We start from the raw sequence: 26,173 nt of genomic DNA, 5'->3' as shown, positions 1-26,173 counted from the left end.
TTTTAACCTTTGTCAAATTGTGAAATTTTTGGATCATCGTGACTTAAGAAATTAAAAAGCTTAGCTTCCAAATCTCTAGGATTCGCACCTTCTGCAATTCCTTTTATGGCTTCAGTGATGACAATTTGCTCTTTTACAAGATCCATTCCATTAGCTTTCATTTTTCTTCCCCAAGGTGCAAAAAGCGCATAAGCACCAAAAATCCCAGTAACCGTAGCTGTAAAAGCACCTGAAATACCCGCTGCCATTGCTTGAGGATTATCTAGCAATTTAAGAGCTAGAATAAGACCAAAAACCGCTCCAACAAGTCCCATGGTAGGGCAAGTTTCTCCAAATACTATCCAATATTCTGCGCATTCTTTATAATGCTCTTCAAGTTGTTCGGTTTGTATTTCCATGCTTTCGTGAATTTCTTCAAAGCTTTTACCATCTACAAGCATCATCATAGCATTTTTTAAAAATTCATTTTCGATCTCATTGGTTCTTGATTCTAATGCTAAAAGACCATCTCTTCTTGCAATAATAGCAAATTCTATTAACTGAGCTATCCTTTCAGGTAGATTTACTCCAGAACCTTTAAAGACAACTTTGAGTTCTTTATAAGCTGCTTTTACAATTTTTTTATGTGTAGAAGTCATTGCACAAAATGCAGCCGTTGGCATAACTATAAGAAAGGAAGAAAGGTGAATAACATGTAAAGGATTTCCTCCTTCTAATATATCTCCTACTGAAATACTAGTAACTGCGAGCACCATTCCCAGTATGGTTGAAAGATCCATTAAATATCTCCTTGATTATTTTAAATCGCCCCAATTTTTAGCGATACTTGAGCTTGTTTTTAATTTTACTTTTAATTTTACTATATTTTCCATAATATCTCTAGTTTTTTTTACAAAATTTTCACATAAATCATCTTTTACTTCAAAAATTAATTCATCGTGAATTTGCAAAATAAGCTTTTTGTCTTCATTTAATTCTTTATTGATTTCTAGCATTGCAAGTTTGATTACATCAGCTGCTGAGCCTTGTAAGATTGAATTAATGCTTTCTCTTTCATACATGGCAATTTGCATAGGTTTTGCGTTTTCAAAATCAAAATAACGCTTGCGACCGCTTAAAGTAGTGATAAAACCATTTTGTTTAGCTTTGTTTTTAACTGTTTCAAAATATTTCTTAATACTAGTAAAATTTTCAAAATATTTTTCTATGTAAGATTTGGCTAAATGAGCTTCTATTTTTAAATTTTGACTTAAAGTTTTATAGCCCATGCCATAAATAAGTCCAAAATTTATACTTTTTGCAACACTTCTGGTTTCATAATTGCTTTCTCCAAAAATCATTATAGCTGTTCTTGCATGTATATCTTCATCGTTAGCAAAAGCATTTAAAAGTTTTTCATCTTCGCTAAAATGCGCAAGCATTCTCAGTTCGATTTGAGAATAATCAAGAGAGATAAAACTAAATCCATCTTTAGCTACAAAGCAAGATTTATAATCTTTTGCGTATTGTCCGTGTGCAGGAATATTTTGCAAATTCGGATCTTTAGATGAAAGGCGTCCTGTAGCAGTTCCAGTCTGTAAAAAACTTGAATAAATGCGTGAATTTTTATCTTTTAACGCTAGTTTTAACAAAGGTTCGCAATAAGTGGAATAAAGTTTGGCAAGTTCTCTATAATCTAAAATTTTGGCAATTACAGGATGTTTATCTAAAAGTGCATTTAAAACTTTTTCATCGGTAGAATATCCTGTTTTTCCTTTTTTTCCACTTGGAAGTTTAAGTTTTTCAAAAAGTATATCACCTACTTGTTTAGGTGAGTTTAGGTTAAATCTATCCTCACAAAGAGTATAAATTTCTTCACTTAAATTTTTGATTTCATTTTCAAATTTTTTCATAAGGGCTTCAAGTGCATTTGTATCAAGCTTTATGCCATTTTCTTCCATCATCATAATGATTTTAATGAAATCAAATTCACAGTTTTTAGCAAGTTCTAATAAAGGAGTTTCAAGATTTTTTAAAAAATAAAGATAAAATCTTAACGTGATATAAGCATCTTCTGCGGCGTATTTGCAAGCTTTTTCAAGTTCTACACTTGCAAAATTTTCTCCTTTTTTAACAAGGCTTTCAAAATGTAAGGTTTCATAATTAAAAAGTCTTAAGGCTAAATCATCCATATTTACTCTTAAAGAAGGATTTTTAAGCCATGCTAAAATCATTGTATCTGCGTATTTTTGAGGTAAATTTAATCCAAAATTGTTTTGAATGATTTTAAAATCATATTTGAGATTGTGTCCTATAACAAAATGATTAAAGATTAGCTCTATAGCTTTTTTGGCACTTTGCAATGAAATTTGCTCACCTACTCCAAGATAGTTATGAGTTAAAGGCACGTAAAAAGCTTCGTTTTCACTCATGCAAAAACTAAAACCAACAATTTTTGCTTCTTTTGTATCAAGTCCTGTGGTTTCGGTATCAAAAGCAATAATACTTTCTTTATCAAGGGTATTTAAAATTTCAAAAAGTTTGTTTTCATCTTGTATTAAAGTGGCTTTAAAACCTAAATTTTTATCTTTATTATCAGGATTTTGACGCAGCTTTTTAAGCAAAGTATTAAGTTCGTAATGTTCTAAAATTTCAAGTATTTTTAAAAGAGGTTCTTCATCAGGATAAGTTGCTTTTTCTATAAGATCTTGCACTTCTAAATTTTCGTATAAAGAAGCTAATTTTTTGCTTAAAAATGCATTTTCCTTACCCTCTAAAAGCAAGTTACGACTTCTTTCGTTGCGTATTAGAGTTAAATTTTCATAAATTCCTTCTATGCTACCAAATTCATCAAGTAAGGTTTTAGCCCCTTTTGCACCTATACCTTTAACGCCTGGAATATTATCAGAACTATCTCCGCAAAGAGCTAAAAAATCTCTGATTTGATGAGGTTTTACTCCGTATTTTTCTAAACACGCTGCTTCATCATAGTCGTTTTTAGAAATAGGACTGTAAATGCTTGTTTTACCATCTTTTATGAGTTGATAAAGATCTTTATCTTGAGTGATAATGCGTACAAAAATATCCCTATCTTCACAAGTTTTTACAAAAGAAGCGATGATATCATCGGCTTCATAACCTTCTTGAGAAACGCTTATAAAACCCATTTTTTCTATCATCTCTATGCAAATTGGAATTTGTTCTAGAAGTTCAGGTGGTGGTGGAGTGCGATTTTGTTTATAGTTTGGATCAATTTCGCTACGAAAAGTTTTTCCTTTGGAGTCTAATGCAAAAACAATATAATCACTTTTATGTTCATTTTTTAAGCTATAAATAAAATTTGCAAAACCGCTAATCATTCCACTAGCTTGTCCTTGTGAATTTTTAAAACCTTTTAATGCGTAGTAAAGTCTGAAAAAAAATCCAAAAGTATCGATAATAGTTAAAGTTTTCATAATAATTTCTTCTTTTGATAAAATATATTTTTAAGCTGTATTATTTCAAAATTTTGCTTAATAATGTCTACAATTTAAGATCTTTAAGCAAAAACACTGCAATTTTTAGCCATAATTACAAATTATTTATAAAAAAATATATTAAAATATAAGGATAATGTAATGACAAATCAGCAAATTGATGGAATTGCGGATAAGAATTTTAACACACCTGAAGGTAGGAAAGTTTTTAAAAAGGCAGTTTTTTCTTGCTGGTTGGGAACTGCTATGGAATATGCAGATTTTGCACTTTATGGTTTAGCAGCTGCAACAATTTTTTCAGAAGTGTTTTTTCCTGAGCAAACTCCAGTAATTGCACTTTTGCTTAGTTTTGTAACTTATGGCATAGGTTTTATTGCAAGACCTATTGGGGCTTTGTTTTTTGGTTATTTAGGCGATAAACACGGAAGAAAAAATGTTATGATGGCTACAATAGCTTTAATGGGAATTTCAACTACTCTTATAGGTTTTATTCCAAGCTATGCAGTGATTGGTGTTTGGGCGCCTATTTGTTTGGTTATATTACGTTTTATGCAGGGTTTTGGTGCGGGAGCTGAACTTTCAGGTGGAACAGTTATGCTAGGAGAATATGCTCCTAGCAAGAGAAGAGGGCTTGTTTCTTCTGTGATTGCCTTAGGATCAAATAGCGGAACTTTGCTTGCGTCTTTTGTATGGCTTTTGATGGTACAAATGGATGAAGCAAGTTTTAAAGAATGGGGTTGGAGAGTTCCTTTTATGGGAAGTATTTTAATCGCTCTTTTTGCTGTATATATTCGTTTTCATGTCAAAGAAACCCCTGTTTTTGAAAAGCAAAAAAATGAAATGATGAAATTGCGTCTTAATAACGAAAAGCATATGAAAAAAGATGAAAGAAGTTTTTGGCAAAGAAGTCGTGCTTTTTGGACTATGGTGGGCTTAAGAATAGGCGAAAACGGACCTTCTTATCTTGCACAAGGTTTTATTGTAGGTTATGTGACTAAAATTTTACTTTTAGACAAATCAGTTGCCACTACAGCGGTAATGATAGCTTCATTGGTGGGTTTTTTGGTTATTCCTTTGGCAGGTTATTTAAGTGATAGATTTGGAAGACGTATTACTTATAGAATGTTTTGTTTGCTTTTGATGATTTATGCTTTTCCTGCTTTTATGCTTTTAGATAGTAAAAATGAAATTATTGTGATTTTAACTATTATTGTAGGTATGTCTTTAGCATCTTTAGGGATTTTTGGTGTACAAGCGGCTTGGGGTGTAGAACTTTTTGGGGTAAAAAACCGTTATACAAAAATGGCTTTTGCTAAGGAGCTAGGTTCTATTCTTTCAGGAGGAACAGCGCCTATGGTGGCTTCTGCTTTGCTTGCGTATTATGGCACTTGGTGGCCTATCGCAACGTATTTTGTATTAACTGCAGGTATAGGTTTTGTGACTACATTTTTTGCGCCAGAAACTAGAGGCAGGGATTTAAATAAAATAGAGGATGCGATATGAGACTTATCTTAGACACGGATATAGGCAATGCTATTGCAGGAGCAAATACCGATGATGGTTTAGCGCTTGCTTTGATTTTGGCATCTAAAGAAATCAAACTTGAAATGCTAAGCACAATTTGCGGTAATGTTCCAAGTCTTGTTGCCTATAGCGTGGCTAAGGATTTATTTAAACGTTTAAATTTAAATATCCCCGTTTATTTAGGAGCGAATGAAGCCTTAAAAGAACCAAGTAAAGCTTGGCGTCAAAGACTTGATGAAAGTGTAAAAAATTTTAAGCTTGAATATCTTTGGGAAAATATAAAAAGTCCTGAAATTTTAGAAAATATAAATCCTGATGCGATTTTTAAAATGGGTGAGTTGGTGGGTAAAAATCCTAAAGAAATTTCTATTTGTGCGATAGGACCTTTGACAAATATTGCTATGGCTATGAAAATTTTTAAAGATTTTGATATAAATCTTAAAGAGCTTTTTATTATGGGCGGTAGTTTTGATATGCCTTATTACACTAAGGATACAAATTTTGGTTTCGATCCTGAGGCGGCTAGTATAGTGTTAAATTCAAGAGCTAAAATTACACTCGTACCTTATAATGTAACCATGCAGACTTTACTAACACATGAGGATTTAAAAGAGTTGCAAGCTAAGAATATTTTATGCGATTTTATCGTTGAAACTTTAGGTGTTTGGATTGATTATGTTTCTAAAACACGTGGTACAAAGGGAACTTGGATACATGACGCTTTAACAATAGCTTATGCATTAGATTCTAGTATTGCAGATTTTGATGAGTGTTATGCTGATGTTATTTGTGATAGTTCTTTGGCAAGAGGTATGAGTTGGCGTTGTTTTAAAGAACCAAAAATGAGTATGGGGGTGGATTTAAGCACTAAAAATTGTGTTAAAATTTTAAAAAATGTAGATAATACAAAGCTTTTAAAACTTATAAAAGAGAGGCTTTTAAAAGGAGTTTGCTATGAAAATTATGAAAGCATAACGACTTAATTTTCCAAGTAAGATAAAAAATATAGTTTTTAAAAAAGAATATTTCGCAAAACCAAGTCCCAAGGCAAAAAGATCTCCCACCAAAGGTAAAAAAGTAAAAAAAGCAAATATACTTCCAAATTTAGCAAAATTAGCATTGAAATTTTCTAATTTTTTCAAGGATTTGCTAAAGTATTTTTCTAAAATTTTTTGCTTACCAAGATAAGCCAAGCCATAAGTACTTAAACTTCCTAAGGTATTACCCAAAGTAGCTACGATAAGCACTAAATTTGGATTAAAATCAAGTTTTATAAAGCCTAAAACAAAGGCTTCGCTTGCCAAAGGTAATAGTGTGCTTGAAAGAAAACACACTATAAAAAGTCCTAAATAACTTATATCATTATATAAAAAACCAAACATAAAATTATGATTTTTGTGTATTTTTAAGCTCTAAGTCTAGATAATATCCTGTGTAAGAACGGGTTTTTTTGTGTTCTTTAGCGACTTTTTCCACGCTTCCTGTGCTTATAACTTTTCCACCTTTAACTCCGCCTTCAGGCCCCATATCGATAATATAATCAGCATTTTTAATCACATCTAAATTATGCTCTATTACAAAAACCGAATTTTTAAGATCAACCAAATGTTGTAAAACTAAGATGAGTTTATTGACATCTTCAAAATGCAGTCCTGTTGTAGGTTCATCAAGTATATAAAGCGTTTTTCCTGTATCGCTACGGCTTAGTTCTTTAGCAAGTTTGATTCTTTGTGCTTCACCTCCACTTAAGGTGGTGGCATTTTGTCCTAGAGTTAGATAATCTAAACCCACTTTTACTAGAGTATCTAATTTTTGTTTGATTTTGGGAACAGCTGTAAAAAATTCACTCGCTTCTAAAACACTCATATTTAAAATTTCACTGATATTTTTGCCTTTATATTTGATTTCTAGCGTGGCATCATTGTAGCGTTTGCCCCCGCAAGTATCACAAACTACCATAACATCAGGTAAAAAATGCATCTCTATTTTGATTTCTCCATCTCCGCTACATTTCTCACATCTTCCACCCTTGACATTAAAAGAAAAGCGTCCTGCTTTATAACCACGCATTTTGGCTTCTTTAGTGGAGGCAAAAAGATTTCTGATTTCATCCATAGCGCCTGTATAGGTGGCAGGATTTGATCGTGGTGTGCGCCCAATTGGGCTTTGATCAAGATAAATGACTTTATCAAGTTTTTCAAGTCCTTCTATTTGTACCCCACCAAGTTTTTTAACTTTTTTAGCGCGGTTTAATTCTTCTTGTGCAAAAGGAAGTAGGGTTTGAAGTATCAAAGAACTTTTTCCAGAACCTGAAACTCCTGTTATAGCGACTAAATTTTGTAAAGGAAATTTTACGCTTAAATCTTGGATATTGTTAATATTTACATTTTTAAGTTCAAGCCATTCTTTTTGTGCTCTGTTTTGAAGTTGTGAAATTTGTTTTTTACCATTCATATAAAGTGCAGTTTCGCTTTTGCTTTTTAAAAGTTCTTTATAAGTTCCACTAAATACAACCTCACCTCCAAATTTTCCTGCTTTTGGGCCAATATCTACAATAAAATCTGCTTCTTCTATAGTCATTTTATCATGCTCTACGACAATTAGGGTATTGCCCTTTTGTTGTAAATTTCTTAAAGTTTTAATCAGTTTTGCAGTATCTCTTTCATGAAGTCCTATGCTAGGCTCATCTAAGACATACATCACTCCACTTAAACCACTGCCAATTTGTGAAGCTATGCGGATTCTTTGTGCTTCACCCCCACTAATCGTTCTTGCATCGCGCCCTAAGGAAAGATAACCTAGTCCCACATCATACAAGAAAAACAATCTTTCGTTGATTTCTTTTAGGATAGGTTTAGAAATAAGTTTTTGTTGCTCGCTTAAATAAGAAAAATTTTTCTCATCTGCAAAAAAGGCCGTACTATCTTCTATGCTCATATCTAAAATTTCACCCAAGCCTTTTTTGGCTACTTTCACGGCTAAACTTTCGGGTTTTAAACGATGCCCACCGCAGTCTTTACAAATTTTTTCACTCATATATTCGGCTAAATCTTTTTCATCTTTTAGCATTTCATAAGCCATTTTAACTATGCCTTCAAAGGTGCGTTTTAGACGATTTCTTTTCCAAAGAAATTCTATAGTTTTGGCATTACCATACAATACAAGGCGTTTTTGTTCTTCGCTTAATTGCATAAAAGGTATTTTGATAGGAATTTCATTTTGTTCGCAAAAGGCGATTAGGAATTTATAATAATAACTTTTATTAAAACCATACATGATTTTAACAGCACCATTTTCGAGGCTTAAATTTTCATCGATGATTTTTTTCATATCTAAAGTATAACGAATTCCAAGTCCATCACAAGCTTCACATGCTCCTTTTGGAGAATTAAAAGAAAAGCTTAAAGGCTCGAGTGGAACAAAAGAAATTTTACAATCAAAACAAGCTGAATGTTCGCTAAAATGATAATGTTTATTAAGGTTTATTTCCTCATGATTTAAAACTTCTATTTCTATTTCTCCAAAGCTTTCTTGTAAGCCTTTTTCTATATCGCTTGCAAGACGAGAGAGTAAATCTTCTTGAATTTCAAGCCTATCTATGACAAGTTTAATGGTGTGTTTTTTGGTTTTGGCCAGTTCAATTTCTTCATCAAGTCTTACCAAAACTCCATCGATTTGAGCTCTTACATAGCCTTTGTTGCGTAAATTTTCAAGCAAATCTGCATAAGTTCCTTTTTTTTCTCGTATGAGTGGGGCGTAGATGATGATTTTTGCACCTTTTGGAAATTTTAAAATTTCACTGACTATATCACTTGCACTCATAGATGAGATTTTTTGTCCGCATTGATGACAATGTTGAATACCCACTCTTGCATATAAAAGTCTTAGATAATCATAAATTTCAGTGATGGTTCCCACGGTCGAGCGTGGATTTTTAGAAGTGGTTTTTTGATCTATGGCAATGGCTGGAGTTAAACCTTCGATTTTATCGACATCAGGTTTGCCTACCTTATCTAAAAATTGTCTGGCATAAGCACTTAAACTTTCTATATAACGGCGTTGTCCTTCAGCATAAAGAGTTCCAAAAGCAAGGGTTGATTTTCCACTTCCACTCAGTCCTGTAAAAACAATGAGTTTGTTTTTGGGAATTTCAAGGTGGATATTTTTTAGGTTATTTTCTCTTGCACCAATGATTTTTATGGTATCGTTCATAGTCTTTCCTAAACATTAAATAAATTTAAGATTTTAGCATAATAATATTAAAAGAACTTGGATAAATCCAAGTTAAAAATTTATAAGATTTAGCTTATTAAGTAAAGAGTGGGTGGTTCCAAGTATTGATAAGGCATATACGCAAAGTAAAATTTTTCTATGAGCTGAAATATGCATTTTTTCTATGATTTTAATTCCTATAAAAACTCCAACCATAGAAGCTATACCTACTAGTATTCCTTTGTGAATAACTTCAGAGTCTATAACTCTAGAATTTGAAAAAGATATAATACCAGAGACTGAAGCAAAAATAACAAAAAACAAGGATAAAGAAACAACTTTTTTACTATCATAGCCTAAAAAATAAGCTAAAATCGGAGCAATTAAAAGTCCACCACCAATTCCCAAAGAAATAGCAAAAATACCAGTAAAAGCTCCAGCAATAAATAAAATGACATTCTTTACCCAAACGCTTCTTTGATTTTGCACAATGTTTTCTTTAATTCCAAAAGCATATTTGATAAAAAATATACAACTTACCGCCAAAAATACGCTAGTAAGAGCTACATCACTTAAAGCTTTTAAAAGCATTCCGCTAAAGCTTGCCCCTATGAGTCCTCCAAAACCTATCATAATACCATCTTTAAGATTTAGATTTTTTTTCTTATAATTAATATAAGAGCCAAAAACTGCTGCAAAAATCATTTGCAATACTGAAATTCCGATAGCATGGTGAGCACTTGCTCCAAGTGCGAACATAGAAGGAACGATAATCATACCTCCACCAATGCCAAAAAGTCCAGAAGCAATACCTGAAATGATTCCTATGATTAGATAAGGTAAATCTGTGATTTCCATAGCTTTTCCTAAAAAATATTAAATATTTCAAATACGGAATAATTTTATCTTATTAAGCTAAGTATTATCTTAGTTTTTTATAACAATAGAATATTTTTTGGTAACTTTAAGCATCGTAAAAATGTTTCAAAATATTATAAAATATAAAGATTTTATAATATTTATTTTAAATTTAAAGCAAAATTTATATTTATTGATTAAAATTAATTTAGACTTTAAAAATTTTCATAAAAGTCTTAATTTTTGAAATATTTTATAAGAAAGGTAAAAGATGAGTCAAAATGGTTTTTTTAGCAATTCTTTGATTTTAAAACTTACACATACTCTTCGCTCTTGGCGTTTCTAAACTTCTTTTTATCTAAATTTTTTCTTTAATATTATTTTAATTTATTTTTTAAAAAAGGTTTATTATGTTTGTTAAAAATGTAAATTTTTATTACAGACAAATCCTTGAAAAATTTGAAAATTCTTATTTTGCAGAGGATTTGACTAAGGTAATTATAGGGATTGATTGTGATTATTTAGATGCTAATGAATTATCCTTTAGCGAGTTTAAGGCAAAATATTATGAAGCTTTAAGCAAGAATAAAATTTGCGACTTTGCTGGATTTTTTGGAGTTTTTAGTGCAAATTTTGTATCTTTGTTTGAAAAAATTCCACTTTCTTCTAAGAAAAATTATGATTTTCCTTTATTTTTATTTGCCAATGCTAAAGCTTATTTGATTTATGAGAAAAATAGCAAGATGTTTTTTAAATTTGGTGCTTCAAAATATTTTGAATATTTAAAAGATGATATTGAACCAATGAAAAAGAAACAAAAAAATGATTTTGAAATTTTAAATTCTTTAGAAGATGAAAAAAATGATTTTTTAAAAATGTGCGAAAAAGCCAAAGAATATCTTTTAAGTGGAGATATTTTTCAAGTGGTCTTAAGTAAGCAACTTTGTATCAAACATCAAGTAAATGCTTTTGACTACTATGAGAGTTTAAGTGCTTTAAATCCAAGCGCTTATATGTTTTATTTTCCAAGTAAATATGGTGTTGTTTTGGGTTCTTCTCCAGAGTTTTTATTGAAAATTAAAAAAAGAGAGATTTATTTAGCCCCTATTGCTGGAACTAGAAATTTGGAAAATAACTGTGATCTTTTAGCTTTAGAAAAAGATCTTTTAAGTGATGAAAAAGAACTTAGTGAACATAAGATGCTTGTAGATTTAGCAAGAAATGATGCTTCTAAATTTGGCACTCAAACAAGAGTGGAAAATCTTTTTTCTATTATTAAAAATAAATTTGTAATACACATAGTGAGTGAAGTGTATGCCAATATGAAAGAAGATGCGAGTATTTTTGATGTGATTGAAGCAGTTTTTCCAGCGGGAACTTTAAGCGGAGCTCCTAAAATAAGAGCTTTAGAGATCATTAGTGAGCTTGAAGATTGCGATCGTGGAATTTATGGTGGTGCGGTAGGATTTTTAAATTTTAACGAAGACATAACTTTAGCGATTTTAATTCGTTGCGCTTTTTTTACTCAAGATAAGGCTTATTTGGCAAGTGGGGCGGGTATTGTTTTGCAAAGTGAGAGTCAAAAAGAATATGCAGAAATTCGTGCTAAACGCAAGGCGCTTTTGGTAGCTTTTGAAAATTTAAAAAAGGAAAATCAATGATACTTTTAATTGATAATTATGATTCTTTTGTTTTTAATGTTAAAAGCATGTTAGAGCAACTCAGCAATGATGAAATTTTAGTAAGAAGAAATGATGAAATTTCTCTGAGTGAAATTAAAAATTTAAATCCTACTCATATTATTTTAAGTCCTGGTCCAAAGCATCCAAGTCAAAGTGGGATTTGTCTTGAAATTTTTAAAGCAAGGCTTAATATCCCTGTTTTGGGCATTTGCTTAGGACATCAAGCTTTAGCTTTAGCTTTTGATTCTTTAGTGGTTAAGATGCAAGAGCCTATGCATGCAAAAAATTCTTTGATAAAACAGTGCAGGGAAAATGAATTATTTTCTAATTTACCTTTAAATTTTAGCGTGATGCGTTATCATTCTTTAGAGGTTAAACAGCTTAGTGATGAGCTTGAAATTTTAGCCCTTGATGAAAAGGGTGTGATTATGGCTTTGGGACATAAAAATTTACCTTATTATGGTGTGCAATTTCATCCTGAAAGCTATTTTAGTGAATATGGCTTACAACTTTTTTCTAATTTTTTAAAACAAGATATAAAAAAATCACAAAAACAGGAAAATCCTTTAAGTTTTTATTTGCAAAAAATGAGTGAAAATCATTTTTTACAAAGCGATGATTTTGAGCAAATTTGTAAGATTATTATGTCTAAAGATTATGAAATTTTGCAAGTGGCGGCTTTGTTGATTTTAATCACTGAAAAGTCTTTAAACGAAAAATCTTTAAGTGCTTTTGTAAGACAAATTTTAAGATATTCTCAAACTTTTAGTGATGAGAGTGAGATGATTGATATTTGTGGAACAGGTGGAGATGGTTTTAAAAGTATCAATGTTTCTACGACTAGTGCTTTTATTTTAGCAGCTTTAGGAGTAAAAGTAGCCAAACACGGAAATCGTGCCATTTCAAGTTCTAGCGGAAGTACAGATGTGTTAGAAGCTTTAAATATAACTACTCCAAACACTTTAGAATCAGCTTTAAAACAACTAAACAATCAAGGGCTTAGTTTTTTACATGCTCCATTTTTCCATCCTTTAGTAGGAGAACTTAAAGAGATCAGATCAAGGCTTGGAGTAAGAACGGTTTTTAATGTTTTAGGTCCTTTATTGCACCCTAATTTAAAGTTAAAATATCAACTTATGGGAAATTATCACGCACCTGTGCATAGGCTTTTGATAGAGGTTTTAAAAAATTTAGGACGCAAAAAAGCTTTAGTGGTAAGAGGAAATGATGGTATGGATGAGCTTAGTATTTGCGATGAAAGTAAAATTTATGAGCTTTGTGAAGGAGAAATTTTAGAGTATTCTATCTGTCCTGAACAATTTGGTTTTAAAAGAGCTTTTCATAGTGAAATCATAGGATCTAGTGCATATGAAAACGCTAAGGATTTAAAAGATATTTTAAGTGGTAAAATGCAAGGGGCAAAATTTGATTTAGTAGTTTTAAATGCTATGTTTGCACTTTATACAGCCAATAAAGCAAGTTCGCCTTTAGTGGCTAAAGATATGATTTTAGAAGCCATTTATTCAGGTAAAGTTATAGAGTATTTTAAGGAGTATCAAGCTTATGCTAAAGCTTAAAATTTGTGGCATTAAAGATGAAAAAAATGCCAAAGATTTAGCTTTTTTAAATATTGATTTTTTTGGACTTATTTTTGCTAAAAGTCCAAGAAGAGTGAGTTTAGAACAAGCAAGAAATTTAAGTGCAATTTTTCATGAAAAAGATAAAAAAGTTGTCGGTGTTTTTGTAGATGAAAATTTGGAACAAATTTTAAGATGTATTCAAGAAGTTAAGCTTGATGGAGTACAAATTTATCGCACTATTACCAAAGAAGAATTTGAAATTTTAAAGGTGCAAAATGTTTTTGTATGGCAGGTGATAAGTGTGGAAGATAGTTTAGATTTAAAAAGTGAAATTTTTGCTGATTTAGTGCTTTTTGATGCTAAGGGAATTTTAAAGGGCGGTAATGGAATAAGTTTTAATTGGACTTTATTAAGTTCTTATACTAAAGATTTTGTATTAGCTGGAGGCATAGGTTTGGATAATATTCATAAGGCCGTAAAAACAGGAGCTAAAATTTTAGATCTTAATTCGAAGCTTGAAGATGAAAAAGGCTTAAAAGATATCAACAAAATAAAACAAATTTTAAAGGAGCTGAAAAAATGAAAAAAGCATATTATGGGGATTTTGGTGGGCAGTTTTTGCCTGAAAGTGCAATGTTTGCTTTAAATGAGCTAGAAAGTGCTTTTTTGAAATTTTCTAAAGATAAACTCTTTAAAAAAGAATTAAACGAGCTTTTAAAAACTTATGTGGGGCGTCCTACTCCGCTTTATTTTGCTAGAAATTTAAGCAAAAAATATCAGCATGAAATTTATTTAAAACGCGAGGATTTAAATCATACTGGAGCACATAAAATCAATAATGCCATCGCTCAAGCCCTTTTAGCAAAAAAAATGGGAAAGAAAAAAATCATAGCAGAAACAGGAGCAGGTCAACACGGACTTGCAACAGCCACTGCAGCAGCACTTTTAGGACTTGAATGTGAAATTTATATGGGGGCAACTGATGTACAAAGACAGGCTTTAAATGTTTATAAAATGGAGCTTTTGGGTGCTAAAATTCATGCGGTACAAAGTGGGCTTAAAACTCTAAAAGAAGCTACTACTGCGGCTATTCAAGCTTGGGTTGGAGATATTAAAAATATTTTTTATGTGGTTGGAAGTGCGGTAGGTCCTTATCCTTATCCTAAAATGGTAACGCATTTTCAAAGCATTATAGGAAAAGAATGCAAAATGCAACTTCAAAAACTCAATAAAAAAGTAGATTATATTATCGCAGCTGTTGGGGGTGGAAGCAATGCAGCTGGGATTTTTTATGATTTTATCAAAGATGAAAATGTTAAACTTATAGGTATTGAAGCAGGGGGGCTTGGCATCGATACACCTTATCATGCAGCGACTTTAAATAAGGGAAAAACAGGCATTATTCACGGTATGAAAACCAAGGTTTTACAAGATGATTTAGGCAATATCTTGCCTGTGCATAGTGTTTCTGCAGGGCTTGATTATCCAGGAATTGGCCCTTTGCATGCTTTTTTATTTGAAAGTAAAAGAGCGCAATATCATGCTATAAGTGATGAAGAATGTATGCAAGCTTTAAAATTACTTTGCAAAGAGGAAGGTATTATTGCAGCGATTGAAAGTTCGCATGCTTTAGCGTTTTTAGAAAAACTTTGTCCAACTTTAAAAAAGAAAAGCGTGATAGTAGTAAATCTTTCAGGTAGGGGAGATAAGGATATGCAAATGATTAGAGATTATAAAAAAGGGGTGATTTATGGTTGATTTTAGAAAATTTTATAAAGAAAATGCAAATGTGGCTTATACGGTTTTAGGTTATCCAAATCTTCAAACAAGTGAAGCTTTTTTGCAAAGATTGGATCAAAGCCCTATTGATATTTTAGAACTTGGTGTTGCTTATAGTGATCCTATTGCCGATGGTGAGATTATTGCAGATGCGGCAAAAATAGCTCTTGATCAAGGTGTAGATATTTACAATGTTTTTGAGCTTTTAGCTAGGGTAAAAACTAAAAAAGCTTTGGTTTTTATGCTTTATTATAATTTAATTTTTTCTTATGGTTTGGAAAAATTTGTGAAAAAAACAAAATCTTTAGGGATTTGTGCTTTGATTATACCTGAATTAAGTTTTGAAGAAAGTGATGATTTAATTAAAGAGTGTGAGAAATATAATATAGCTTTAATTACACTTGTAAGTGTTACAACCCCTAAAGAAAGGGTTAAAAAGTTAGTAAAACATGCTAAAGGTTTTATTTATTTATTAGCAAGCATAGGTATTACAGGTACTAAAAGTGTCGAAGAAGCAATCTTACAAGATAAAGTAAAAGAAATCAGATCTTTTACAAATTTGCCTATTTTTGTAGGTTTTGGCATTCAAAATAATCAAGATGTAAAAAGAATGAGAAAAGTTGCTGATGGAGTGATTGTGGGAACTAGCATAGTAAAGTGTTTTAAACAAGGAAATTTGGATATAATAATGAAAGATATTGAAGAAATTTTCAAAAAATAAAATTTTAAAACATATTTTTATTTTATATTTACTATAATTTTAAATTAAGTTTTTTATAAAGGTGGTAGCTATGTTAAAGATTCTTGAGTATTCCATCACTCATTTTTGCGAGCATATCTTAAGACTTCGCATTGAAGCAGCTCAAGATATAAGCGGTGAACTTTATGGAGCGAGTATTCCTATCATGGGCAAAAGTGAAGGAGAAAGTAATTTTTATTTATTTTTTCCAAAAGAATTTTTAAAAAAAATTGCAGAAATTTTAATTAATGATGAAAAATTTAAAGAAGATGACTGGTGCGATTTAACTAAAGAATGTGCCAATCAGATTATAGGTTATGCTAAAAATTTGTTAAATGATGCCAAGGGTGATGACGAGTATAAACTCGGAATTCCGGAATATTTAGGAAAAGTTGATTTTTCTGAAATAGTTCTAGATGAAGCTTTAACTTATAAATTTGAAAATTGTTATTTTAGAATAGGATATTGCAAATAATGAGCGATGATATAGAGTTTAACATTCATCATGGGCTTTTACAATCTTATGAAGATATCTTAGATATTACAGTAGATTTTGTAAGCGAGCTTGGAACTACAAATATGAGTGTAGCGGAGCTTTTAAAACTTGAAGTAGGTTCGGTTATTGATCTTGAAAAGCCTGCTGGAGAAAGCGTTGAGCTTTATATCAATAAAAGAATTTTTGGCAAAGGCGAGGTTATGGTTTATGAAAAAAATCTCGCTATAAGAATTAATGAAATTTTGGATTCTAAGACTGTGCTTCAATATTTTAAAAAAGAAATTTAAATGAGATTGCTAGTATTATTTTTTTTAATTTTACCTTTATATAGTGTTGAGTTGATTAGTTATAATATCTACGATAGAAATGATCGAGTAGATTTAATGCTTTCCTTTGATAATGCTTATAATGGCAAGATTTCTCAAAAAAAAGAAAAAAATTTAACTCTTTTAACTTTTAGTGATTTAACATATTCTAAAGATGAATTAAAAGAACTTAACTCTCAACTTGTAGATAAAATTAGTATTAGTTCTAAAAATAATAATACCTATATTATGCTACAAAACAAACAAAATATTAATTTAGAACTTAGCTCTATCAATGATAAATTTGGAATAAGAATACGAGCTATAGAGCAAGGGAAAGCAAATATCGAATCTGTAGCATCACCTATAACTACTGCGAATAGTTCTCAAGAATTAATGCCTAAACCAAAAAGTACAAGTTTAGAAGGGTATGATTATACAAATTATATCTTAGTAATGTTGATTTTAGTTATTTTGTTAATAGTGCTTTGGTGGTTTAAAAAGACTATGGTTTATAAAAATAACAATGTTTCTAGAGATTTTACTATGATTTTCCAAAGATTTTTAGATAAAAATAATCAACTTGTTGTTTTTGATCACGCCAACAAACGTTATACAATGATAATAGGTAATTCCAATGTACTTTTAGAAAGTGTTGAAATTCCAGAGGAACAAATAATAAAACATACAGAAAAAACAGAGAAAAATTTTGATTCTTTTTTTGAAGAGAATAAAAAAAGAATTCAAAATCTTATAGAGCAGCGTCAAAAAGGTAAAAAATCTTAAATTTTTTGATTGATTGCTAATGCTATGGTAGCTGGTTTTGCAATTTTTTTGAGCTCATCTTTGGGTAAATTAAGAATTTTGTTTTCTTGATATATATAAAGAGTATTGTTTGCAAAAGCAAAATCAATCTTATCTTCATTTGTGCTTAAAGTTTTAGCTAAGCACAAAATAAAATTAAGCCATGAAATGGTATGAATATTGGGTAAAAGTTGTTTATAGGGTTCAAGATTATAAGGATTAACTTTTTTTCCATTAAGCTTAATAATGCTAGCAATTAAAGCTTTTTCTTTATGCGAAAATCCATAATTTAATCCACCTAGTACAAAATGAGCAGAGTGTTCATTAGCAAAATAGAAATTTAAATATTCTCCAATATGGCATAATTTAGCAGCATTTAGTAAAGTATGTTTGTAGTTATCGTTAAGTCTATGAAGATTTTTAAGGGCTGTAAAAATTTGGAGAGCAAAATGTGGAGTTTTATTTTTTTGTTTTGATTGTAAAAATTTATCTTGTAAACATTTTAAACTAGGATTGAAATTTGATGGAAATGTGATTTTAGGACGAAGCAAATCTTGTAAATAAACTCCTTCTCTGATTCCAACTCCACTCGTGATAACTTGTTTGGCTTTTATTTTTTCCGCAATTTTTAAAAAAATAAATATACCTTCTTTAATGGTATCAAAACGATCCTTTTTTATGCCAAAATTGATTAAAGAGTCTAAGTTTGAATTAAAAATTTTTAAAATATGTCCTTTTTCTTCATCTAGCATATAGCGAAAATCATGTAAATTTTTCAGTGGATAGGAATTTTTTTGCATGATGGAATTAGATATTGCTCTTAAGCTTCCACCTATTGCAATAAGGTTTTGATTGCAAAATTCTTTAGGAATTTGTTCTAAAATTGGTTTTATAAATTCTTCTAAAGAATCCATTTTTCCAGTATCATAGAATAATTCTTTTAGCCTAACAGTGCCAATATCAAGAGATATGCAAGAAATAATTCTATTATTTTTTATTAAACACAATTCACTAGAACCACCACCTATGTCTAAAGTGGTTCCATCCTTAAAAGGACTTAATAAATTTAAAGCCGCAAGACCACCTAAGTAGCTTTCGCTTTTTCCATCTATACAGCGTATATTTAAAGACAGATTATCTTTGATTCTCTTAATGAAATTTTTTGAATTTGGGGCATCTCTTAAGGCTGATGTGCCTACTATAAATATTTTTTTACATTTATGCTTTAAAGCGCATTGTTTGAAAAAAGCTAAAGCATCTTCAGCTCTTTGCATGGCTTCTTCTTGGAGAATTTTACCATTATTATAAGCATTTTCTCCAAGTCTTACTTTGCGTTTGTATTCGCAAGTTGTATAAAAACCATATCTAGAAGTTTTTTCAAAAATCACCATTCTAATGGAGTTTGAGCCAAGATCAACAACGGCTGTTTTTTTTGCCATTAAAATTCTCTATCTCTATGTTTGAGTTTTAATTCTTCTATAGTTTCTACATTATCAGGATCAGGAATGATACATTCATATGGGCAAGCAACAATACAGGCAGGCTCTGAAAAATCATTAACGCACTCTGAACAAAGATCAGGGTCTATTACATAAATTGGACTATTTTCATAAATAGCTTCATCAGGACATTCTTCTCTGCAAGCATCACAACATACGCAGTCTTTTGTAATTAAAAGAGACATCATAACCTTTCAAAAATTTAAAAAATAATTTTAGTTTATACAATAACCAAACTTAAATAAAATATAAAAATAGAAATAAAGATAAATTTTTTGCACCGAAGGTGCAAAATTGTTAAGATTTTTTAGGAAAGCAGAAACGGTATCCTCTACGACGAACTGTTTCTATGGTAGATATATTTAATGGTTTATCCATTTTTTGACGAATTTGATTGATAGCTACTTCGATAACATTTGGAGTTACTAGCTCAGGTTCTTCCCAGATAGCATCTAAAAGTTGTTCTTTGGATACAATTTGATCTGAATGTCTTGCTAAGTGCGTTAAAACTTCAAAAGGTTTTCCTTTAAGTTCTATATCTTGACCTTTATAAGTAATTTTTTCCTCATCTGGATCAATAACTAAGTCTTCAATTTTAATAACATTGGTTCCGCCAAGTCTTAGTCTTGCTTCAATTCTTGCGAGTAGAATATCAAAATCTAAAGGTTTTTTAACAAAATCATCAGCTCCAGCTTTTAAAGCTTTGATTTCTGTTTCTTTGTCTGTTTTTGAAGACATAATCATAACTGAAGTTCTTGGAGATTTATGTTTAATGGTATTAACAAGTTCTGCTCCATCTCCATCGGGTAAAGTCCAGTTTGCTAAAACTAAATCATAATGTCTAATGCCGATAAAGTATTCTCCATCTTTAAAATTTTCAGAAGAATCGGTTTGATAACCAAATTCATTAAGATTGTCTATAATTGTTTTATTTAGGCTAATCTCATCTTCTATAACTAAAATTCTCATTTGTTCTATCCTTATTAAGAAAAATTTAAAAAATTATATCATAGTTTAAGTAAATGTTTAGATATCTTTAAAAAAAAATTAATATTTTTTTTTCAATTTAACCCCAACTGTAGCATTTTTTATTATATGGGGTTTGAAAATTTTTATGTTAAGATTGGTTAAATTAGGAAAATCTTTTTTTAAATTTAAGCTTACAAAGCCTAAAGACTCTTCAAGGGTGTAAAATTCTTCTTTTTTATACCATTTTTTAATTTTGGTAATTACCTCTGCATAATTTAAAAATTCATTTGCTTTAGCTTTAAGCTTGATAATAATTTTTTGTTTTTTTCTTCTTTCGAAATCTAATATACCAATGATACACTTAAAGTGAAATTTTATTTTTATATGACTTTGCATTCTTCTTTAAAAATCAATCTTTTAATATTAGGTAGATGTTTATATACTATAATAAAAGCGATAATGAAAACGGGTGCATGTGTATGAATTTCTAAGTCATAATTAAATATAAAAGAACTTACAACAAAGGCAAGTAATGCTGCTAAAGAAGCTAGCGAAGATATTTTAAAAATTTTTCCAATAATTGCCCAAACAATAAATGCTGTAAGTACTTCCAATGGAAGTAAAACTATCATAGCACCTGCTCCTGTTGCTATGCCTTTACCTCCTTCAAATAACAAGTAAATTGAAAAACAGTGTCCAAAAATAGCCAAAACTGCGACGCTCCAAAGCAAAGCTTGATCATAATGAAGAAATTTCAAGATTAGTAAAGGAATAGCTGCTTTTGCAAAATCTAAAATTATTGTAGCAATGGCAAGTTTTTTTGCTAGTTTGGGATTTTTTTCTTTTACTACTCTTAAAACATTGGTTGCCCCTATACTTTTTGAACCTTCTTTTTTGATATCAGTTTTAGCAAAAAATTTAGCTAGGATTAGCCCAAAAGGGATTGAACCTAAAAGATATATAAAAGCGTAAATTATTAAATTTTCCATAATATCCTTTTCAAATCATCTTAAAATTTTAAGATTTATAACTAAAAATTATATCTTATGAAAATAAATAAACAAAAAATAATTTTTAAGATAAAAATAGTATTAATTAATTGTAAATATTTTTTAATAATATTTATTTTTATTTAAGCTCTAAATGATTATTATTTTATTTTAATTTATCTTTAATAGGAGTTTGTAAATGAAAGTAAAATCATTGCTAATCGCATCCTTAGTTGCTTTTTCAAGCTTAAATGCTGCAAGTCTTATAGATGAAGCTAAAAATTCAGGTCTTGTTGCCTTACCAAAAGATCAAAAAGGCGTTGATGAAATTTTAAAACAAAATGGAGTAAAGGCTAGTGAATTTACTCTTGAAAAAGCAGAGCTTGGCAAAAAGCTCTATTTTGAACCACGTCTTTCAAAAAGTGGTATCATTTCTTGTAATACCTGTCATAATGTAGGACTTGGTGGAACAGATGGAATCAGTACTGCAATAGGTCATAAATGGACAGCAAATCCTCATCATTTAAATTCACCAACAGTTTATAATGCAGTTTTAAATAATACTCAATTTTGGGATGGTCGTGCAGGAACATTAGCCGATCAAGCTAAAGGTCCAATCCAAGCTGATCCTGAAATGGCAACTCCTGCTAAACTTGCAGTAGAAAAAATTTCATCTTTGCCTGAATATGTGAGTGAGTTTAAAAAAATCTATGGTAAAAGCGGTGTAAATTTTGACAATATTGCTGATGCAATTGCAAATTTTGAAAGAACTTTGATCACTCCATCTCGTTTTGATAAATTTTTAGAAGGCGATGAAAAAGCTTTAACAAAAGAAGAACAAAAAGGCTTAAAGCTTTTTATAGATAAAGGTTGTGTAGCTTGTCATAATGGTGTGAATTTAGGTGGCAATATGCAAGCGTTTGAAGTTGCTGGTAAATATAAATTTGCAAATTTAGGTGATTTTAAAGGTGATGCAAATGGCATGGTAAAAACTCCAACTTTAAGAAATGTTGCTGAAACTGCTCCATATTTTCATAATGGTGCGATTTGGAATTTAAAAGATGCTATTAAGGAAATGGGTAGTGTGCAACTTGGCATTAAAATTTCTGATAAAGAAGCAAAAAGTATTGAAACTTTCTTAAAATCTTTAACAGGAACAAAACCAGCAATTGTTTATCCACAACTTCCTATTTCTACTGAAAAAACTCCTAAACCTGAACTATAAGGTTTCCAAACGAGCTCTATTTTTAGGGCTTGTTTAAATTTCTTTATCTTAGCTTTGTTATAATTGTCTTTAAATTTTGCTAGAAAGGTTTGCAATGAAACTTTTTGGAACTGATGGAGTTCGTGGAAAAGCGGGTGAATTTTTAGATAGTTTTTTGGCTATGCGTTTAGCAATGGCTGCGGGTATTTATTTTAAAGATAAAAGTATTACTAATAATATCTTAGTAGGAAAAGATACAAGAAGAAGTGGTTATATGATAGAAAATGCTATTGTTTCCGGACTTACTTCTATAGGATATAATGTTATACAAATTGGTCCTATGCCAACTCCTGCGATTGCATTCTTAACTGAAGATATGCGTTGTGATGCAGGGATTATGATTTCAGCTTCTCACAATCCTTATTATGATAATGGTATTAAATTTTTTGATTCTCATGGAAACAAACTTAGTGAAGATATAGAGAAAAAAATAGAAGAAATTTATTTTGATGATAAGCTTATACAAGCCTCTAAGGTGGATATGGAAAAAATTGGTCAAGCAAAAAGAATTGATGATGTTATAGGAAGATATATTGTTTCTATTAAAAATTCTTTTCCAAAAGATCTTACTTTAAAGTCTTTGCGTGTGGTTTTAGATGTGGCTCATGGAGCAGCTTATAAGGTAGCACCTACTGTTTTTAAGGAATTAGGTGCTGAAGTTATAGTAATGAGTGATAAACCCAATGGACTTAATATCAATGAAAATTGTGGAGCTTTGCATCCTGCAAACTTAGCTGCTGAAGTAAAGCGTTTGCGTGCAGATGTGGGCTTTGCTTTTGATGGTGATGCGGATCGTTTGGTGGTTGTAGATGAAAAAGGCGAAGTGGCTAATGGAGATAGTTTATTGGGTGTATTAGCACTTTATCTTAAAGAACAAGGTAAATTACAATCAAGTGTTGTAGCCACTATAATGAGTAATGGTGCTTTAAAAGAATTTTTAAATAAACATGGTATAGAACTTGATACTTGTAATGTGGGTGATAAATATGTGCTTGAAAAATTAAAAGCTAATGGTGGAAATTTTGGTGGAGAGCAAAGTGGGCATATTATTTTTAGCGATTATGCAAAAACTGGAGATGGCTTAATAGCTGCTTTGCAATTTAGTGCTTTAATGCTTTCTAAGAAAAAATCTGCAAGTTCTATTTTGGGTCAAGTTAAGCCTTATCCTCAGCTTTTAACCAATCTTAAAATTGCAGAAAAAAAAGATTTGGATAAAATTAAAGGTTTAAAAGAATTAAAAAAAGATTTAGAAAATAAAAATATCAATACCTTATTTCGCTATTCTGGAACTGAAAATTTGATAAGACTTTTACTAGAAGCCAAAGATATTAAGCTCTTAGAAAAAGAAATGAAAAATGTTGTGGAGTTTTTTAAGAAAGCTTTAAATGGCTAAAACTTTTAAATTTATTTTTTATTTTTGGGGTGCCTTTGTTTTGGTTTTTGTCCTTGATCAATGGGTGAAATCCTTAACTTTAGCAGGACTTAGATGGCAGAGTGAATACTTAGATTTAACTTATGCTCTAAATACAGGCGTAGCTTTTTCAATGTTGAGTTTTTTAGAACATAATTTAAAATATTTACATCTTGCTTTAATTGGAGTGCTTTTTATTTATCTTTTTTGGCAAAAAACACTTTTAAAAACTCATAGCATAGCTTTTGGAATGATGCTTGGTGCTGGCGTTTCAAATTTATTGGATCGTTTTATATACGGAGGTGTAGTGGATATGTTTTTTTGGCATAAATGGTTTAATTTTGCTATTTTTAATGTTGCAGATGTCATGATAAATATAAGTGTGGCTTTGATTTTAATACAAGAAATATTTAAAAAAAGGAAAAAAGATGACAGAATGGATTAATGATTATTATTTTTGGATTAAATGGGTGCATTATTTGGCATTTGTTTCTTGGATGGCTGGACTTTTTTATTTACCTCGTCTTTTTGTGTATCATGCTGAACATAAAGACAATAAAGGTTTTGTCGAGATTGTAAAAATTCAAGAAAGAAAACTTTATTTTTATATACAAACTCCTGCAATGATTGTGACTTTAATCACAGGAAGTTTAATGTTGCATGCTCATAAGGAAGTTTTAATGGTAGGTGCGGGTTTTATGCATGTTAAACTTACCTGTGTTACACTTTTGATTATTTTTCATATACATAATTATTATTGTTTAAAAGCTTTAGCAAATGATACTTCTACTAAAAGTGGGAAATACTTTAGAATTTATAATGAACTTCCAACTATAATGTTTATTATTATCGCTTTAATGATGGTTGTTCGTCCCTTTTAGTTTGTCTCCGCTTTAAATTCCATACTAGCGGAGTTAAGCGGATCAATATTTTCTTTCATGATATCGATATAATCTTTATTTTTAAGACGCTTATCATCTCTAAATACTGCACGCACAAGATCCATTCCTGTGTAAAAATCTTTCATTAAAACCACAAAAAGATATCGACCAAATTCAGTTGCGATTAAAGCATTTTGATCTTTTATGATGGCACCACTTGTTTTAAGCCCTAAAAGTTCTATGAAAAGTTCTTTTTCGAGGTTGCAATTTAGAGTTTTGTTGAATTTATCAATTTCTATTTTCCCTGAAAAAATTTCAGTTAAAAAGACATATTTGATAATTTCTTTTTTATCAAAACAAGCTTTGGCTATATTAGCATTTTGTTTTTCTTGTATAAATTTAGCATAATCATTTAGATTAAATGCATTAATTAAAAGCTCCCCATCTAAAAAGCTAAAAGCCCCGCTGCCCACTCCTAGGTATTCATGATGAGAACTGACATATTCATCATTAAGCTTGTTTTTTTCTAAAGAAAAACTCCAACCATTGTTTTGGGTATAGTCTTTAAAAAATTCGCATATGATTTGATAATAAGTAAATTCATTATCTTTAATACTTACTCCTAAACTTTTGGCGATATTATCTTTGGTGAGATTTGATTTCATTAAAGGATAGGTTGTGATTTGTTGTGGGGCTAAATTTTTAGCAATTTCTAAGTCATTTAAAAGTTGTTTTTCACTTTGTCCTGGAAGATTGAAAATAAGATCTATACTAAAAATAGGTAAAATTCCTAAAGCTTTTGAAATTTTTTCTTGAAGTTCTTTAGATGAACCAAATTTATTATATCTTGCCACTTTTTTTAAAGTTTCATCATCAAAACTTTGAATCCCGCAACTTAAACGATCAATTATACCTTTAAACATAGAAAGCTTGTTTGGATCAATATGATTTGGATCGCTTTCACATGAAATTTCTTTTATATTAAATAACTTTTTACAAAGTTCTAAAGTTTTTAATAATTCCTCTTCATTAATCAGTGTTGTACCACCACCCACATACATGGAGGTAAAATCAAAACCTTTATCTTTCATAATTTTAATTTCTTCTCTAAGATTTTGAAAATACACTTTGGCTAAATTTTCATCATAATAGTATTTATGAAAACTACAATAAGGACAAAAAGTATGACAAAAAGGTACATGAGCATAAAGCATATAGCTTTTATCTTGTTTTGGAATTTTTTCTTTGGGTTGTTTTAAAAGTTCGACATTGAAACCTTTTTGTAGGGATTTTTCCATCATAGTATGAGAGTATTTTAAAGCTAAATTTTGAAATAAATTCATAAGTGGCCTATATATTAAAATATTTAAGACATAACTTTATCAATTTTTAGCTAAAATAGGAGTAAATTTTTTATTTCTTAAATAAAAAATGGGATTAAGTTTTTAAATTATTTAAAAAGGATATAAAAATGGATAAAGCCAAAATTGTTCAAAATTTAAATGCTTTGTTTAAACAAAGAGCAGAGTTTTACTCTTATTTTGATGAAAATATTGCCAAAATCAATAATACTGAAGTATTTGATTTTAAGAATGCTAAAAATTTAAATCCAGAAGAGGTATATAAGCAATTTTATCATTTTGATTATGCTATAAGGAAATTATTGCCTGCTATTTACAAGGCTTATGAAATTACAGATGCAGATTTAGACAAAGATTTTTAATTT

Annotated in this window: 27 protein-coding genes; 16 read left to right on the top strand and 11 right to left on the bottom strand. The window is 30.2% G+C overall.

Features of this window, described 5'->3' with window-relative positions:
* Window positions 1-2: 2 nt before the first annotated feature.
* Window positions 3-779 (bottom strand): flagellar motor stator protein MotA, encoded by a 777-nt coding sequence (motA, locus tag ELQ09_RS05120; protein WP_002880492.1) that lies wholly within the window; start codon window positions 777-779, stop codon window positions 3-5.
* Window positions 780-794: 15 nt separating this feature from the next.
* The gene (gene polA, locus ELQ09_RS05115) at window positions 795-3,434 is read right to left on the bottom strand and encodes a DNA polymerase I (RefSeq protein ID WP_070316718.1); all 2,640 of its coding nucleotides are present in this window, start codon (window positions 3,432-3,434) and stop codon (window positions 795-797) included.
* Window positions 3,435-3,596: 162 nt separating this feature from the next.
* Here polA and ELQ09_RS05110 point away from each other — a divergent pair, with 162 nt between their 5' ends.
* Complete coding sequence (locus ELQ09_RS05110) at window positions 3,597-4,958, top strand: MFS transporter (RefSeq protein WP_059110892.1); 1,362 nt, start codon at window positions 3,597-3,599, stop codon at window positions 4,956-4,958.
* Entirely contained in the window at window positions 4,955-5,962 is a 1,008-nt protein-coding gene (locus tag ELQ09_RS05105; protein ID WP_070316719.1) for a nucleoside hydrolase, read from the top strand. The genes ELQ09_RS05110 and ELQ09_RS05105 overlap by 4 nt, the downstream gene beginning before the upstream one ends.
* Here ELQ09_RS05105 and ELQ09_RS05100 read toward each other — a convergent pair.
* The 3 genes from ELQ09_RS05100 to ELQ09_RS05090 form a co-directional block, all read right to left on the bottom strand.
* Window positions 5,918-6,361 (bottom strand): YqaA family protein, encoded by a 444-nt coding sequence (locus ELQ09_RS05100; RefSeq protein ID WP_070316720.1) that lies wholly within the window; start codon window positions 6,359-6,361, stop codon window positions 5,918-5,920. The genes ELQ09_RS05105 and ELQ09_RS05100 overlap by 45 nt on opposite strands.
* Window positions 6,362-6,365: 4 nt before the next feature.
* Window positions 6,366-9,191, bottom strand: coding sequence for an excinuclease ABC subunit UvrA (gene uvrA, locus ELQ09_RS05095; RefSeq protein WP_134263816.1), 2,826 nt, complete (start codon window positions 9,189-9,191; stop codon window positions 6,366-6,368).
* Window positions 9,192-9,263: 72 nt separating this feature from the next.
* Window positions 9,264-10,049: a sulfite exporter TauE/SafE family protein gene (locus ELQ09_RS05090; protein WP_070316722.1), complete on the bottom strand. Its 786-nt coding sequence runs from the start codon at window positions 10,047-10,049 to the stop codon at window positions 9,264-9,266.
* Between the two features lie 121 nt (window positions 10,050-10,170).
* Between ELQ09_RS05090 and ELQ09_RS05085 the strand changes: the two genes are divergently transcribed.
* The 9 genes from ELQ09_RS05085 (at window position 10,171) to ELQ09_RS05045 (ending at window position 17,416) form a co-directional block, all read left to right on the top strand.
* On the top strand, window positions 10,171-10,296 hold the full coding sequence (locus ELQ09_RS05085) for a hypothetical protein (RefSeq protein WP_002854718.1): 126 nt from the start codon (window positions 10,171-10,173) through the stop codon (window positions 10,294-10,296).
* A gap of 163 nt (window positions 10,297-10,459) precedes the next feature.
* Entirely contained in the window at window positions 10,460-11,710 is a 1,251-nt protein-coding gene (locus ELQ09_RS05080; RefSeq protein WP_070316723.1) for an anthranilate synthase component I family protein, read from the top strand.
* Window positions 11,707-13,308 (top strand): anthranilate phosphoribosyltransferase, encoded by a 1,602-nt coding sequence (trpD, locus tag ELQ09_RS05075; protein ID WP_074469059.1) that lies wholly within the window; start codon window positions 11,707-11,709, stop codon window positions 13,306-13,308. The genes ELQ09_RS05080 and trpD overlap by 4 nt, the downstream gene beginning before the upstream one ends.
* Complete coding sequence (locus ELQ09_RS05070) at window positions 13,295-13,894, top strand: N-(5'-phosphoribosyl)anthranilate isomerase (RefSeq protein ID WP_002854429.1); 600 nt, start codon at window positions 13,295-13,297, stop codon at window positions 13,892-13,894. Before trpD ends, ELQ09_RS05070 begins: the two co-directional genes overlap by 14 nt.
* Complete coding sequence (gene trpB, locus ELQ09_RS05065) at window positions 13,891-15,069, top strand: tryptophan synthase subunit beta (protein WP_002857405.1); 1,179 nt, start codon at window positions 13,891-13,893, stop codon at window positions 15,067-15,069. The genes ELQ09_RS05070 and trpB overlap by 4 nt, the downstream gene beginning before the upstream one ends.
* On the top strand, window positions 15,062-15,811 hold the full coding sequence (gene trpA / locus ELQ09_RS05060) for a tryptophan synthase subunit alpha (RefSeq protein WP_134224761.1): 750 nt from the start codon (window positions 15,062-15,064) through the stop codon (window positions 15,809-15,811). The genes trpB and trpA overlap by 8 nt, the downstream gene beginning before the upstream one ends.
* 70 nt (window positions 15,812-15,881) lie before the next feature.
* Window positions 15,882-16,304, top strand: a complete 423-nt coding sequence (locus ELQ09_RS05055) for a chemotaxis protein CheX (RefSeq protein WP_002934004.1) — start codon at window positions 15,882-15,884, stop codon at window positions 16,302-16,304.
* Complete coding sequence (gene fliN, locus ELQ09_RS05050) at window positions 16,304-16,612, top strand: flagellar motor switch protein FliN (protein ID WP_002824739.1); 309 nt, start codon at window positions 16,304-16,306, stop codon at window positions 16,610-16,612. The genes ELQ09_RS05055 and fliN overlap by 1 nt, the downstream gene beginning before the upstream one ends.
* Window positions 16,613-17,416 (top strand): hypothetical protein, encoded by an 804-nt coding sequence (locus ELQ09_RS05045; RefSeq protein ID WP_134224760.1) that lies wholly within the window; start codon window positions 16,613-16,615, stop codon window positions 17,414-17,416. It abuts the gene before it with no gap.
* On the opposite strand, the gene ELQ09_RS05040 is transcribed toward ELQ09_RS05045, so the two are convergent.
* From ELQ09_RS05040 to plsY, 5 genes are all read right to left on the bottom strand, one after another.
* The gene (locus ELQ09_RS05040; RefSeq protein ID WP_052858526.1) at window positions 17,413-18,873 is read right to left on the bottom strand and encodes a Ppx/GppA phosphatase family protein; all 1,461 of its coding nucleotides are present in this window, start codon (window positions 18,871-18,873) and stop codon (window positions 17,413-17,415) included. The genes ELQ09_RS05045 and ELQ09_RS05040 overlap by 4 nt on opposite strands.
* Window positions 18,873-19,118 (bottom strand): YfhL family 4Fe-4S dicluster ferredoxin, encoded by a 246-nt coding sequence (locus ELQ09_RS05035; RefSeq protein WP_002854647.1) that lies wholly within the window; start codon window positions 19,116-19,118, stop codon window positions 18,873-18,875. The genes ELQ09_RS05040 and ELQ09_RS05035 overlap by 1 nt, the downstream gene beginning before the upstream one ends.
* Before the next feature lie 112 nt (window positions 19,119-19,230).
* Window positions 19,231-19,902, bottom strand: a complete 672-nt coding sequence (gene hsrA, locus ELQ09_RS05030) for a homeostatic response regulator transcription factor HsrA (protein WP_002857553.1) — start codon at window positions 19,900-19,902, stop codon at window positions 19,231-19,233.
* A 78-nt stretch (window positions 19,903-19,980) separates the two neighbouring features.
* Window positions 19,981-20,298, bottom strand: a complete 318-nt coding sequence (locus tag ELQ09_RS05025) for a dihydroneopterin aldolase (protein WP_070316728.1) — start codon at window positions 20,296-20,298, stop codon at window positions 19,981-19,983.
* Window positions 20,283-20,891 carry a glycerol-3-phosphate 1-O-acyltransferase PlsY gene (gene plsY / locus ELQ09_RS05020; protein WP_070316729.1) on the bottom strand — a complete coding sequence of 203 codons (609 nt, stop codon included), beginning with the start codon at window positions 20,889-20,891 and terminating at the stop codon, window positions 20,283-20,285. The genes ELQ09_RS05025 and plsY overlap by 16 nt, the downstream gene beginning before the upstream one ends.
* A gap of 199 nt (window positions 20,892-21,090) precedes the next feature.
* Here plsY and ELQ09_RS05015 point away from each other — a divergent pair, with 199 nt between their 5' ends.
* The 4 genes from ELQ09_RS05015 (at window position 21,091) to hemJ (ending at window position 24,447) form a co-directional block, all read left to right on the top strand.
* Entirely contained in the window at window positions 21,091-22,116 is a 1,026-nt protein-coding gene (locus ELQ09_RS05015) for a cytochrome-c peroxidase (protein ID WP_002857587.1), read from the top strand.
* A gap of 94 nt (window positions 22,117-22,210) precedes the next feature.
* Window positions 22,211-23,548, top strand: coding sequence for a phosphoglucosamine mutase (glmM, locus tag ELQ09_RS05010; protein WP_088303795.1), 1,338 nt, complete (start codon window positions 22,211-22,213; stop codon window positions 23,546-23,548).
* Window positions 23,541-24,011, top strand: a complete 471-nt coding sequence (gene lspA / locus ELQ09_RS05005; protein WP_002934000.1) for a signal peptidase II — start codon at window positions 23,541-23,543, stop codon at window positions 24,009-24,011. Before glmM ends, lspA begins: the two co-directional genes overlap by 8 nt.
* Entirely contained in the window at window positions 23,995-24,447 is a 453-nt protein-coding gene (gene hemJ / locus ELQ09_RS05000; RefSeq protein WP_134224758.1) for a protoporphyrinogen oxidase HemJ, read from the top strand. The genes lspA and hemJ overlap by 17 nt, the downstream gene beginning before the upstream one ends.
* Here hemJ and ELQ09_RS04995 read toward each other — a convergent pair.
* On the bottom strand, window positions 24,444-25,790 hold the full coding sequence (locus ELQ09_RS04995; RefSeq protein WP_134224757.1) for a coproporphyrinogen III oxidase family protein: 1,347 nt from the start codon (window positions 25,788-25,790) through the stop codon (window positions 24,444-24,446). The genes hemJ and ELQ09_RS04995 overlap by 4 nt on opposite strands.
* A gap of 128 nt (window positions 25,791-25,918) precedes the next feature.
* Here ELQ09_RS04995 and cmeU point away from each other — a divergent pair, with 128 nt between their 5' ends.
* Entirely contained in the window at window positions 25,919-26,170 is a 252-nt protein-coding gene (gene cmeU / locus ELQ09_RS04990) for a CmeU family protein (protein WP_002857293.1), read from the top strand.
* Window positions 26,171-26,173: the final 3 nt, after the last annotated feature.

This window comes from Campylobacter sp. CH186, from assembly GCF_004378925.1.
Lineage (GTDB): Bacteria > Campylobacterota > Campylobacteria > Campylobacterales > Campylobacteraceae > Campylobacter_D > Campylobacter_D jejuni.
Note: the sequence above shows the minus strand (reverse complement) of the source record. Positions and strands in the feature narration are given on the sequence as shown.